The 12721-nt window shown below is 49.0% G+C and carries 13 protein-coding genes; 10 read left to right on the top strand and 3 right to left on the bottom strand.

Annotation, left to right across the window (positions count from 1 at the left end; genetic code table 11):
* The first annotated feature begins 164 nt into the window (after positions 1 to 164).
* Positions 165 to 311 (top strand): hypothetical protein, encoded by a 147-nt coding sequence (locus METTU_RS23565; RefSeq protein ID WP_006890145.1) that lies wholly within the window; start codon positions 165 to 167, stop codon positions 309 to 311.
* Positions 312 to 611: a phage tail assembly protein gene (locus tag METTU_RS04595; protein ID WP_006890146.1), complete on the top strand. Its 300-nt coding sequence runs from the start codon at positions 312 to 314 to the stop codon at positions 609 to 611.
* A gap of 181 nt (positions 612 to 792) precedes the next feature.
* Here METTU_RS04595 and METTU_RS04600 read toward each other — a convergent pair whose 3' ends face one another.
* The gene (locus METTU_RS04600) at positions 793 to 1071 is read right to left on the bottom strand and encodes a hypothetical protein (protein ID WP_006890147.1); all 279 of its coding nucleotides are present in this window, start codon (positions 1069 to 1071) and stop codon (positions 793 to 795) included.
* 52 nt (positions 1072 to 1123) lie between these two features.
* On the opposite strand from METTU_RS04600, the gene METTU_RS21600 reads away from it, so the two are divergent.
* From METTU_RS21600 to METTU_RS04635, 7 genes are all read left to right on the top strand, one after another.
* On the top strand, positions 1124 to 3376 hold the full coding sequence (locus METTU_RS21600) for a phage tail tape measure protein (RefSeq protein ID WP_006890148.1): 2253 nt from the start codon (positions 1124 to 1126) through the stop codon (positions 3374 to 3376).
* Complete coding sequence (locus METTU_RS04610) at positions 3369 to 3761, top strand: phage tail protein (RefSeq protein WP_006890149.1); 393 nt, start codon at positions 3369 to 3371, stop codon at positions 3759 to 3761. Before METTU_RS21600 ends, METTU_RS04610 begins: the two co-directional genes overlap by 8 nt.
* Entirely contained in the window at positions 3758 to 3964 is a 207-nt protein-coding gene (locus METTU_RS04615) for a tail protein X (RefSeq protein ID WP_006890150.1), read from the top strand. The genes METTU_RS04610 and METTU_RS04615 overlap by 4 nt, the downstream gene beginning before the upstream one ends.
* A 1-nt stretch (position 3965) precedes the next feature.
* Positions 3966 to 4940, top strand: coding sequence for a contractile injection system protein, VgrG/Pvc8 family (locus METTU_RS04620; RefSeq protein ID WP_006890151.1), 975 nt, complete (start codon positions 3966 to 3968; stop codon positions 4938 to 4940).
* Positions 4941 to 5283: 343 nt separating this feature from the next.
* Entirely contained in the window at positions 5284 to 6879 is a 1596-nt protein-coding gene (locus METTU_RS04625; RefSeq protein WP_006890152.1) for a peptide chain release factor 3, read from the top strand.
* A gap of 83 nt (positions 6880 to 6962) precedes the next feature.
* Complete coding sequence (locus METTU_RS04630; RefSeq protein WP_254257819.1) at positions 6963 to 7220, top strand: type II toxin-antitoxin system Phd/YefM family antitoxin; 258 nt, start codon at positions 6963 to 6965, stop codon at positions 7218 to 7220.
* Positions 7217 to 7603: a type II toxin-antitoxin system VapC family toxin gene (locus METTU_RS04635; protein WP_006890154.1), complete on the top strand. Its 387-nt coding sequence runs from the start codon at positions 7217 to 7219 to the stop codon at positions 7601 to 7603. Before METTU_RS04630 ends, METTU_RS04635 begins: the two co-directional genes overlap by 4 nt.
* A 220-nt stretch (positions 7604 to 7823) precedes the next feature.
* Here the strand turns inward: METTU_RS04635 and METTU_RS04640 are convergent, their stop codons facing one another.
* Positions 7824 to 8285 carry a Rap1a/Tai family immunity protein gene (locus METTU_RS04640; RefSeq protein WP_254257820.1) on the bottom strand — a complete coding sequence of 154 codons (462 nt, stop codon included), beginning with the start codon at positions 8283 to 8285 and terminating at the stop codon, positions 7824 to 7826.
* 313 nt (positions 8286 to 8598) lie between these two features.
* Here METTU_RS04640 and METTU_RS21605 point away from each other — a divergent pair, with 313 nt between their 5' ends.
* Positions 8599 to 10605 (top strand): PQQ-dependent sugar dehydrogenase, encoded by a 2007-nt coding sequence (locus tag METTU_RS21605; RefSeq protein ID WP_006890156.1) that lies wholly within the window; start codon positions 8599 to 8601, stop codon positions 10603 to 10605.
* A 417-nt stretch (positions 10606 to 11022) separates the two neighbouring features.
* Here the strand turns inward: METTU_RS21605 and fliK are convergent, their stop codons facing one another.
* Complete coding sequence (gene fliK, locus METTU_RS04650) at positions 11023 to 12720, bottom strand: flagellar hook-length control protein FliK (RefSeq protein WP_254257822.1); 1698 nt, start codon at positions 12718 to 12720, stop codon at positions 11023 to 11025.
* Position 12721 lies beyond the last annotated feature (1 nt).

Raw genomic sequence — 12721 nt, forward strand, 5'->3', positions numbered from 1 at the left:
ACCCGAACCATGGCCTGATGCTATAAAGGGCGGCGGTAACTCGCATTTAACTGAAATCGATTATAGACGCGCCCAGCTGTGTGTTAATGCATGTGCAGGGATACCGGATAATGAGCTTGAAGCATTTGCGGCGCAAATTAAATCAAACAATAAGGATGATCGAAATGAACGAATACATTGTAAAAAAAGCCTTTGAAGGGCATGCCGTGGGTGATGTCATCCTACTAAACAGCAGACAGGCAAAATACCTGCTGTTGTCCGGGCATATTAAATTGAAATCGGCTGAAAAGCCTAAAACTGAGGTTAAATAAATGAGTTCAGCATCTACACAACCATTACCGATCGTCACATCTATCGATCTGCTGTTTCCGCTAGATAATGGCATAACCAAGCTGGTCATGCGCCGTCCAAAAGTCAGGGATTTACGTGCTGCAGATAAAATCAAGGGAGGCCCTGCTGAGGTAGAGGTGAGTATGTTTTCTAATCTATGCGAAGTATCGCCTGACGATATAGATAGTATGGATATGGCGGATTATGGGGAGCTTCAGAAGACGTATGCAAGTTTTTTGTCCCCTCGCAAGAAGACATCAAAATCGGCTGCATCGTCTTAGCATCCAATACCGGCTGGCAGCTCAGTGAGTTGCTGGAGCTGACGTGTGAAGAGCTGCTTGAATGGCTCGAATCAGTGAAGGAAGCGAAAGCACGACAGCTAATAGCATGATTGTGGCGAGATACGGCAAGAAGACATCAAAATCGGCTGCATCGTCTTAGCATCCAATACCGGCTGGCAGCTCAGTGAGTTGCTGGAGCTGACGTGTGAAGAGCTGCTTGAATGGCTCGAATCAGTGAAGGAAGCGAAAGCACGACAGCTAATAGCATGATTGTGGCGAGATACGGCAAGAACAACAACAGGGCGGCAAAGGGCGCGGTAACAGCTGCAACAACCAGCGCCGCCCATATCAGCCCATCGCCTTGCATCGTAGCGATAAAGCAGCCAACAAAAGCGATGCCAAGAATCGTTTGCGGGTGATAAGGCCAATCGACGATGCGGTCAAAAATAGATTTAGGCATAAATCCTCCTTCTGGAATGTGTTAAGTATAGTCAATCAGGTTAAGTTTTGTCATGGCAAATAATATAGCATTAGGCATCGTTATCGGCGCATCGCTATCCAGTACCGTGGGGCGCGCATTCCAATCACTGGATGCGAGAGCGACCGGGTTGGGGCGGAGTCTGCAAAACGTACACATGGGGCGCAACGCTGCCGATGACGTCATCCGGTATCGGACCAGGCTGGATAACCTCATAGCGACTCAGCATCAATTCGGGGCCAGCAATACCAACTTATGGGGGCAGATTGCGCGTACCGAGGCATCGCTCCGCACTGCCTCGCAAAGAGCCGAGAGATACGGGCTTAATATCGGCGACATCGTCAATGAAAACCGTAGACTGCTACAGTCAGAGCAGTCGGTGTCCCGACAGCTCGAACGCACCAATAGATTACGAGCCAACCGTGACCGCCGCAGTGAGTTGGGCGGCCAAATGATCGGCACGGTGGGCATGTCCTACGCAGCCGCAGCGCCCATTAAAGACGCGATTGAATTTGAATCGGTTATGGCTGATGTGCGTAAAGTCGTTGATGTGTCTGACGCAGAATTTAAGGGCTTGGGCAAGTCCATACTTGATATGTCGGCCACCATGCCGATGGCCGCCAGCGGCATTGGCGCTATCGTTTCCGCTGCCGGGCAATCTGGCGTAGCCAAAGAAGAATTGTTGGGCTTTACAACCGCCGCCGTTAAGATGGGCGTAGCTTTTGATATGACCGGCGAGGAAGCTGGGCAGACTATGGCGAGCTGGCGGGCTGGCATGGCAATTAACCAGAAACAGGCAGAATCACTAGCGGATGCCGTTAACTATTTGGATTCTAATATGAACGCCTCGGCGAAGAATATTTCCGAGGTTGTTACCCGGCAAGGTGCTGTTGCAAAAGCCGCCGGGCTTACTGAGATACAAATTGCCGCCTTAAGTGCGTCGCTGTTGAATTCTGGCGCTGCGCCTGAGATTGCCGCGACTGCATTAAAAAACCTGACTAATGCGCTGACTAAGGGTGGATCCGCTACCAAAGATCAGGTTGAAGTCTTTAAGCAGCTGGGCATGACCTCGGAAGAGGTGACTACTTCCATGCAAAAGGATGCTGAAGGCACCATTAAAAAAGTGTTTGCGGAATTGGCGAAGGCTCCTGCTGAAAATCGTGGTGCATTGGTAGGTGATTTATTCGGTGAAGAGGCCAAAGGCGCAATTATGCCGCTACTGGTCAACATAAAAGCGCTGGATCAGGCATTTAATTCAGTCGCCGATGCCAGTAGTTACGCCGGGTCAATGCAAAAAGAATATGACATACGGTCGCAAACAACAGCTAATAACCTGACACTGCTGGGCAATAAAGCCACGCGTCTGGGGGTTAATCTAGGTACTGTGCTTTTGCCTACACTAAACACCGTCTTCGGTGCCATGGGTGATGGGATTAATGTAGTAACTGGGCTATCTGAAAAGTTCCCTGCTGTAACCGCTGTTATTGTAGGTGCAGCCGTCGGATTGGTCGGTCTAAAAGTCGTGGCGTTGGCAACTGGATATGCCGCCACTATTCTTTCGGATGGTTGGATTATTGCTAGGGGTGTCATGGATTTTTTTCGCTTATCTACATTGAGATCCAATGCCGCACTGGTATGGCAAAAGGCTGTTATGCTTGGTGCGACTATACAGCAAAAGGCGATGGCGGTATGGACGGGTACGGTTACCACAGCCCAGTGGTTGTGGAACGCGGCATTGTCCGCAAATCCTATTGGTTTGGTGGTTGCCGGCGTGGCTCTATTGGGCGCTGCTGCCTATCTTATTTATGATAATTGGAAACCAATCACGGCGTGGTTCGGCGGTGTATTTACGGCTATCGGCGGTGTAGTAACCACAGTAGGAAGCGCCATTGGAGCCGCTTTTTTTACTGCCGCATCATCCGTACGTGCAGTTTGGGAGCCGGTGATGAGCTGGCTTGCTGAAAAGTTCGCATGGATTGGTCAATCAGTCGAGTGGGTGAAGGGAATAGGTAGCTCGATTGGAGGGGCTGTCTCGTCGGCAGCTAAAGGTCCCGTATTAGGTGCGGCAATGGCCGCAACGGTCGCCGCTCCTGCCATGGCGACGCCATTGCCTACGATGCCGCCTGCGGCGGGTTCAGCAGGACAAGGGGCAGTAACACAAACTACCCATGCGCCTATCACCATAGTTCAACAGCCAGGCGAGGATTCAAATGCTCTAGCCGAACGGGTAGCAAAGCATTTGAAGAAGCAGCAGGCTGCAGACGCCAGGGGCGCTTTACATGACTAACATTATGATGCGCCTGGGGGCGTTTAATTTCTCCATAAACACTGCTGCGTATCAGGCATTTAGCCGGTCAACCGCTTATCGATGGCAGGCAGTAGAGCGCTATGGGAAATTACCTGCGCAACAATACACAGGCCCCGGCGAAGATTCAATCACGCTATCGGGCGACATCTACCCCGATTATGCTGGCGGCCTGCACCAGATCGACGATATGCGCTCAGAAGCGGGAAAGGGCCAGCCTTTGATATTGGTTGATGGCAACGGTTATGTCTGGAAAAAATGGTGCATTCAGTCAATTGAAGAGAATAAGGACACTTTTTTATCTAATGGCGTGGCCCGTAAAATGTCCTTTACCCTGAAAATGACCCAATACGGTGAGGACGCATGACCCAATACCGTACCAAAACCGGTGATATGATCGATGCGATTTGCCACCGATATTACGGCAGTCAGTCTGGCGCCGTTGAGCGGGTCTACGAGGCTAACCGATGCTTGGCCGACTATGGACCTGTGTTGCCGTCAGGCTTGGTGATTGAACTGCCGGAAATGCCTGTAGCAGAAACGGTGAAAACGGTTAGATTGTGGGATTGAAATGAAGCCTATCTTTAAAGTATTAGCCGACGGTGCAGACATCACCGCACGTATCAACCAGCGCTTAATCAGCATCAAAACCACTGATGAGGCCGGTTTTAAATCCGATACCTGCACTATTGATTTAGACGACCGTGATGGGTTGATTGCCTTACCGAGAAAAGGCGCAAAACTAGACATTTACCTGGGCTATGAAGAAGCCGGGATCAGCAAGGTTGGTGTTTATACGGTCGATGAGATCTCTTTAACGGGATTCCCTGAAACGCTGAGTATCAGTGGCAAAGCTGCCGATATGCAGGGCGAACTTAAATCGCAGAAAACCCGGCACTTCGATAACATCACTCTGGGTGATCTGGTAAAAACGCTGGCCGGTGATAACGGACTTGTAGGCAAAGCCTCCGCCGATCTGGCTGTTATTCAGCTGGGACATGTGGATCAAACGCAAGAATCAGATTTGCATTTACTGACCCGGTTGGCGAAACAATACGGCGGCGTCGCCAAAGTCACCAATGACCATTTGATCCTGGCCAAGGCTGGCGAATCGAAAAGCGTCGGCGGTGCCAGCTTGTTGCCGATTTATATTGATAAAACACAGGTGTTGCCTGGCTACCATTGCAGCATTACCGACCGTGGTAAATACGCCTCCGTAACGGCTACTTATCACGATAAGGCGACTGGCCAGAATATTGCAGTCAGCACTAGCACCGAAAAACCCGCTTATACCTTACGGCACACCTACGATAATCAGCAGCAAGCGATTGAGGCGGCGCAGGCAAAAAAATCAGCGCTGGATCAAGGAACGGCTACCGTAGACCTTAGTTTATCGGTTGGTAATGCTGATCTGTTCGCTGAGTCGCCATTGATATTGACGGGATTTAGATCGGGTATCACTGGACCGAGCTGGACGGCAACGCGGGTTGAACATTCGTTTAGTAAGGCGGGGTTTACTACTCAGATTAATGGGGAGATAAAGTGAATGGGTGAAAAATAATTATTTTAACGGGGTGGACGGTTAGCTCCACCTGTGTCTACATGTTGTGGTTAGAGCATCTAACGGCATCTCCAGATGGCTATTTTGCCTGATCTTATGGGCGGGAGGCGCTTGGCGGTAATTACTACATGTTGTAGTAGGTGGAGCTAACCGTCCACCCCGCTTATTTTAAAAGCAAGCGCGCATGGCCATCGGCTTCATGACATCGACCGATACATCAATAATCTTGTAGGTCAGTCATTCTCTAAAATGCGTATAATTATAAATTGGTTATTCCTGCGATGCAGGTAAGTTTACAATTAAGTACATATTCGAGTACATAAACCGAATGAATGAATTATTAAATTCTCTGCAAGTCAGGGAAACAAGGCGACGCAGGACTTTTGCTATCATCTCCCATCCTGATGCGGGTAAAACCACCATCACCGAAAAACTATTGCTGTTCGGAGGCGCAATTCAGCTGGCAGGCTCGGTAAAAGGCCGAAAAGCGGCGCGTCACGCGACTTCCGACTGGATGGAAATGGAAAAGGAGCGGGGCATTTCGGTAACCACCTCGGTGATGCAGTTCGAGCATAAAGACTGCATTATTAACCTGCTCGATACCCCAGGCCATGAGGATTTTTCCGAGGATACCTACCGCACCTTGACCGCGGTCGATTCGGCACTCATGGTAATCGACGTTGCCAAAGGTGTTGAAGACCGCACCATCAACCTGATGGAAGTGTGCCGCTTGCGCACCACGCCGATTCTGACCTTTATCAACAAACTGGACAGGGAAGGGCGCGAACCTATCGAATTGATGGACGAGGTCGAGAATGTCCTGAACATCAAATGTGCGCCGATGACCTGGCCTATCGGCATGGGCAAACGCTTTAAGGGGGTTTATCATCTGTATAAGGATGAAATTCACCTGTTCAGCGCCCAACATGGCGGCAAGATTGCCCAGGCTGAAATCATCAAAGGCCTGGATAACCCGAAGCTGGACGAACTGCTGGACGACCAAGCCGAAGAACTCAGGGATGAAATCGATTTGGTCAAAGGCGCAAGCCATGAATTCGATCTTGAAGAGTATCTGGCGGGCAAGCTAACGCCGGTATTTTTCGGCTCGGCGATCAACAATTTCGGGATTATCGAATTGCTGGATGCGTTCGCTGAATATGCGCCGTCACCCAGACCCCGAGAGGCAGAGCAGCGCACGGTGTTACCGGATGAACCGGCGTTTAGCGGCTTTGTGTTTAAAGTCCAGGCCAACATGGACCCGTCTCACAGAGACCGGATTGCCTTTTTAAGAGTATGTTCCGGTAAATTCGACAAGGGCATGAAAGTTCATCATGTGCGTATCGGTAAAAATATCCAGGTTGCCAACGCCATTACCTTCCAGGCCGACAGCCGGAAAAGCGTCGAAGAAGCGTACCCCGGCGACATCATCGGTCTGCATAACCACGGCACCATTCAGGTCGGAGATACCTTTACCCAGGGAGAAACGCTTAAATACGGCGGCATTCCTTATTTCGCGCCGGAACTATTCCGCCGCGTGGTGTTAAAAGATCCGTTAAGAGCCAAAGCCCTGCAAAAAGGACTGGTGCAGTTGACCGAAGAAGGCGCGACCCAGTTGTTCAAACCGTTAAAAAATAACGACCTGATTCTGGGCGCGGTCGGTGTCTTGCAGTTTGATGTGACCGCATTCAGGCTTAAAAGCGAATACAACGTCGAATGCGTTTATGACGCCGTCCCCATCTCAGCCGTGCGTTGGGTAAGCTCAGACAAACCGGCCAAGCTGGAAGAGTTCAAGAACAAAGCCTTTGATAACCTGGCCGAAGATGGCGGCGGTTACCTGGTTTATGTCGCCAACAGTCGGGTTAACCTGCAACTGACCGAAGAGCGCTGGCCGGATATTAAATTCAGTGCGACGCGGGAATTGTAGCAAAGTAGGTGATATACAAAGGTGTTATCACCGTCTGGTTTTTGCAGCTCATATGTTAAACTAAACTAACTTAACTTAATTCAATGAGGTTTATCATGCAGACGGTCAATATTCACGAAGCCAAAACCCAATTGTCGCGGTTGATAGAGCAAGCGGTAAAGGGTGATTCCTTTATCATCGCTAAAGCCGGAAAGCCGCTGGTCAAAGTGACTCGTTTGGACGCGCCATCAGCCGGCCAAGTCAGAAGACTGGGTTTCATGGCGGGGCAGATCACCGCCCCTGATGATTTCGATCGCATGGGCAGCAAGGAAATCGAGCTGCTTTTCAGTGGTGAAGAATGAAGCTGTTACTGGATACCCACTTGTTGCTATGGGCGGCCGGTTCGCCTGACCGGTTGCCTGTAGCGGCGCGTTCATTACTGGAAGATCCGCAGAACGAACTGCTTTTTAGTGCGGCCAGCCTTTGGGAGATTGTCATCAAACGCGGCCTTGGGCGTTCCGATTTTCAGGTGGATGCAAGAGTGCTACGTCGTGGCCTGTTGGACAACGGTTATCAGGAGTTGGCAATTACCAGTGAGCACACCGTTTCTATCGACAGTTTACCACCCATTCATAAAGACCCGTTCGACCGTATCCTTGTTGCGCAGGCGACTGTTGAAGGGATCATCTTGCTAACAGCGGATGCTTTAGTGGCGAAGTACCCAGGGCCGGTGCGACAAGTTTAATTCTTGGATGGAAGGGAATAATACACTTTGCGGATTAAATTCTTACCGCGTTGGAACCGTTGTTGCAGTTCAAAAAATGATCAATTCACGGGGCGGGACTTGTTAGTTCGCGAATGACGCAGTTCGGCCAATTTGTGTCATTCCCCTCTTTAGATATACCTAAATATGATTAGTGATGAGCTAAGTACTCACGTCAATCTTGTCTTTTTTACATCTACGATTACTTCGGGCAAGGCCATTCTTTCATGAGTGCAGCTTTAACAAGTGATTCGGCACTTGAACTCCATAATTCTGGATGCTCATTTAGGTATTTAGACACAACATTTGCAGCTTGATCTGAAGTGATATTTTGTGGACAAAATAAACCCGACCCAATAGTTGCGTCAACAACCCCCATTACATAATAAACATAAGCCCCGGCATCATAGAGCTCCGCATTGTCTATATCACCGTTTTTATAGGCGGTTGACTTGTCGTGAAGCTTCTGGCCATTTATAAAAGCATTGAAACCAGCGTTAACTGAGATTGGCATCAGCATTGTAGCGATTAGGATTAACTTTGACGCTTTCATTTTTACACTCCATGGATTTTTTGTTACATCAGGACAGTTTATATCGATATAAGCTGGATTACACGTGCAGCTGATAATGACAGGATTCGGCCATAAGCGGTCTTTAGCCATAGATTCAGAACTTACTTCCCAAGTTATCCCCCAATTTCATATTTTTTTAATATTAGATTAGGATTCAATTAAATATCTATACTTTTCGGTAACTTATGCAATGATATGTAAAAGTATGTCAATCAGCGTCCAATATTTACCAGTAAACAGAGCCATAATTGACCATGAAAATTATTAGAAGATTGTTTTTTAAGGTTTATTTTATAGGGCTGGTAAAAATTGATGCTGAAAGTGGTAACTTTTGCACGCCGATTTCTACAAATGACTTACCAATGGATCGGAACCAGCCTGTAATAAATGTCGTAGCTCGGCCATGTTGAGACATCAAAGGCCGTCTGTTATCTTTCTGTTTGCTTGGCACATCCTCATTCTTGTCGGCATATGCCTCGCCATTGTTTTGCAGAAAGACATTCAATTGTGGCAGTTGGATCAGTTATTTCACCCCGGGGCACGGCGCATAATCTTACATGTCGCCGTTTTGGCAGCTATCTATATAACCGGAGCCGTCCTTGCGAAACTCCGAGCCACAGTGAATGACCATGCGGGGCCGCTGGATTTCTGGATCGTATCCCTCGCGCTATGTGGCTTGGTCCTGCTCGGACTGTTTCTCCTGCGCATCGATGCCTCGCGGTTCGCGGTAGGCGTTGCATTTGCGTCCACCATTTTCCTAGCCCCGGCCCCGTATTTCATTCCTCGGCCGTTCCAGCCGTCGGCATTGGTCACAATCATGGTTGTGCTATTGTGCGCCGGTGCTGTATCAATAAGTGAGCGACTGGGTTCGTTGATTCCGATCAAACTGGCAGCCACATCGCAGACTCGGTCGATAAAGACCGAATACTATATTCTTGAGGAACGGATCGACCGAGAGCTAATTCCGAAGCCACGCATCAAAGGAGGCGGCCTCGCGCGGATCGGTGCAGACGTTATAGTATCGACCGGTGATGGTCAATTGTATTATGTTGAATTGGCCGGTGACAGCGCACAGCCGCGCGTCAGGTTGTTGCCGTATCATGTGCCGATCAACGGGGATGCTTTTGCACGCGCGGACGGACAAACGGGGGTATCATCCCCGCCGGTCGACACGACGCCGGTGGAGGGCAACGCGGAAATAGAACGGCTGCATCCCGAGTGGTTTCGGGTTAGCGACCTGCTGGTCCAAGAACTCGGCCAGCGAATCCGCATCTTCGCCTCCCACCTGTTCTGGTACGCGAAAGACTCCTGTTGGGTCGAGCGCGTGTCGCTGCTGGAGGGATATCAACAGGCATTGACCGAAGGTAGTGGGACAGAGCATTGGAAGACGCTCTTCGAATCGACTCCTTGCCTGTCGGCTAAGGGTCCGAATCGGCGACACGGGATACCCGTTGTCGGTTACATGGGCGGCGGACGTATGGCCCTCTTGGACGACGAGCATCTCCTTCTGACGGTGGGGGATTTCGGTTTCGACGGGGTGGCATCTCCTTGGGCCGTATCTCAGGACCTGACAAATTCTTACGGGAAAACCCTGAAAATAGACATCAAGGACGGGGCGTCCAAGATCTTCACATCGGGACATCGCAATCAGCAGGGACTGTTCGTTGGCTCGGACGGACGCATCTGGTCGACCGAGCATGGTCCTAAAGGCGGGGATGAGTTGAACGCCCTCTTGGAAGGCAGTAATTATGGCTGGCCTAATGCGACATACGGCACCGACTATGGTTCATACCATTGGCCAAGAGCAACGGTAGAAGGAGAGCACACCGGGTATAGGTTGCCGATGTTTTCATGGGTTCCTTCGATCGGCACGTCAGCTGTCATCGAAGTACAGGAAGGCTTGTTCCCTGCCTGGAGACACGACCTCCTTGTAAGTTCGCTGAGGGAGGCGACACTGTTTCGGATCCGCATCCGATCCGACCGCGTAATTTATACAGAACCTATCCCGCTGGGCTGCTCGGTGCGTGATTTCGTAGAAGCAAGCGACGGTAAGCTGGTGATCTGGTCCGACAGTTGCGGGCTCGTGTTATTACAGCCTCAGGCAATCAAGACGGGAGAGTCCCTGTTCAATGAGTGGTGCAGTGGCTGTCACCAATCGCAACTTGTCAGCGGGAATAGAATCGGTCCTAACCTCGTTGGGATTATCAATCGACCAGTGGCATCTCTGCCAGGCTACACAGACTATTCGGTATCCTTGAAAGCTAAGGGCGGCAAATGGTCGCGTGAAAGGCTCGACCAGTTCATTTCGAGTCCCGCCGCCTTCGCTTCCGGCACTACCATGGATTTTGCGGGTGTACCGTCACAAAGCGATCGGATTGCCATAATGAGATTTCTAGAGGAAACGCATTAGATCAGCGGCTCTGCAGCGTTTGCTGCTTTAGCTATATCCGTATAACTACGCATGATGGTTAATAGCTTGCTCTAGGCTTTTTGAGGCTGTTTTTGGTGGTAGCTATCATTGCAAGGTATTAATTTAATTTGCTTTTAATGGAGAATTTAATATTCGTAATCAGTAGGTCGTGTGTTCGGTAACAATCATTTTCTGCGTATGAATCAAGGGGATATAATAAAATCTAAGGCCCTTTTTTATTGCCTGTTATTTTTTAATAAGCACATAATATGCAGTTGATACAAAAACTGGAGTTATTTGATCTTGGTTGCTACGTTATAAATTCAATTTTTACGTATGAGCGGATCATGATGAAGAATCTATCGCTATTTTAATGCGCCTTTGAACGACAACTAAGGGTCGTTTAACTCAACACGCCTACGCCTTATCATCAAACAATTTTTTCCCTGCCAGTTGCTGTGGATGCGCCGCTTGCGTTTTTTGAGCGCCGTCGTGGGCGTCCATGTGCCCCGTTTTTAATCCTGATTCTTCAAGCTGGTTTTTCAGGTAATCAAGGTTGTGTTTGATAAGTTCTGTCGTTTGCGTGTTTTGGCTTTTGAAAAAGGTATTGATAACATCGTTCCGGTAGGAAACTATGCAATGAATAGTACCCAGCCCCGGCGGCGTAATGGTGATATTAACCGACCAGTCGCCGCTGCCGGATTGTTGTTTGTTTTCCTTGTCCTGCTGCACTTCAATCCTGACCGATTCCGCCTGTTGCCGGTCAATAAAAGGAATGTCGATAATCCACAGTTGCTTTGGGTTGTCTTCCTTGGGCAAGGACATTAATTGATCCAGTACTAACTTGGCAACGGTGTTTTCGGTTTTATGTTGCAGATTCTTGAGCAGGTCAAGATCAACTTGATTTAATGACTGTTCGTCTTGATGAGTGATTTCCTGCTTTAAGGCTTGAATAAATTTAAGCAAATTGGCTTTAAAATCCTCGGCAATCAAACCGGTATCGCCTAAAGCGCCTGCTTTGGGTGTGTTACTCCCTGCATCCATGGCGTCATCTGTCGGATTTAATTTTGAAGGTACTAATTCAGCTCCATGAATAGGCTTCGAATTAGTATCCGGTCCGTTAGGCAATGGCTGTTTTTGCGTCAGATTCTGTAATATTTCAGCGGCTATGCGCTGTAATGATTGGGGCACGCTTTCATTTTTTATCAGCTGCGGTAGTTCTTTAATTAACTCGGCTTGAGCCGGTAGTTTAGCCTCAAGAAACAGCCCTGAATTAATAATTGCCAGCTTAAGGCCCTGGCTAGTAATCAACTGCTCTTTTGGCGGCAGGTTTTGGACTATTTTTGCGGCAATATCCTTTAAGACCTGGGGAACGCTTTCGTTCTTCATCAGTTGCGGCAAATCTTTTATTAACTGATTTAAAAAGAGGGGCGAAGCTTCATGTCGCGGTAGAAACTGCTTTATAAATTCGGCTACCTTGGCCTCGGGAATATGGGGGGCGGCAGGAATAATCTTAAATTCCGGCGTGGTTCCTGTTTTGACGATTTCCAGGTTCAGGTTTTGCCCGATTTTTAAATCCGAAGGCGCATTGGTCAGTTGAGTTCGATCGATAGTGATAACAGCAACTTGTTTATTGCCGGTATTCGCTGTCGATGGGTTAGAAACCTGTAGCTGAATTTTATTGCCGATGAGGCTGATTATCTTTGCGTCCAAAAGCTGCTTTACGGACGATGGGGAGGCGGCGTTATCCTGTTTTTCGGTGATTGTCAGTCGACCGGTTGCGACATCTTTTGCAGTCGGCCGCATCGGTTCCCTACCACTTGCGGCACTCCCACCATCCCTGGCAGTCGGTATTAACTTTAAGCGCAATTCAATGGCTTGGTTTTTTAGTTCGGGTAACGGATCGAGAACCTTAAATTCGATGGAAGGCGCTATTTGGGTCACCTGAATTTTCAAATCCTGCCCTGGGCTTAACGTAATCGGCTGGTTGCTTTGTACGCTGACGTCCTTGCCGCCCAATGATAAGGTAATCGCATTTTTTGCCGCTTGTATCTCGGCGTTGATCACTTTTACGTCAAGCTGTTGCCCGACTTTCAGGTTTAAGGTGTTTTCCAAC

Origin of the sequence: Methylobacter tundripaludum SV96 (genome assembly GCF_000190755.2) — a bacterium.
In the GTDB taxonomy this organism is placed as follows: domain Bacteria; phylum Pseudomonadota; class Gammaproteobacteria; order Methylococcales; family Methylomonadaceae; genus Methylobacter_A; species Methylobacter_A tundripaludum.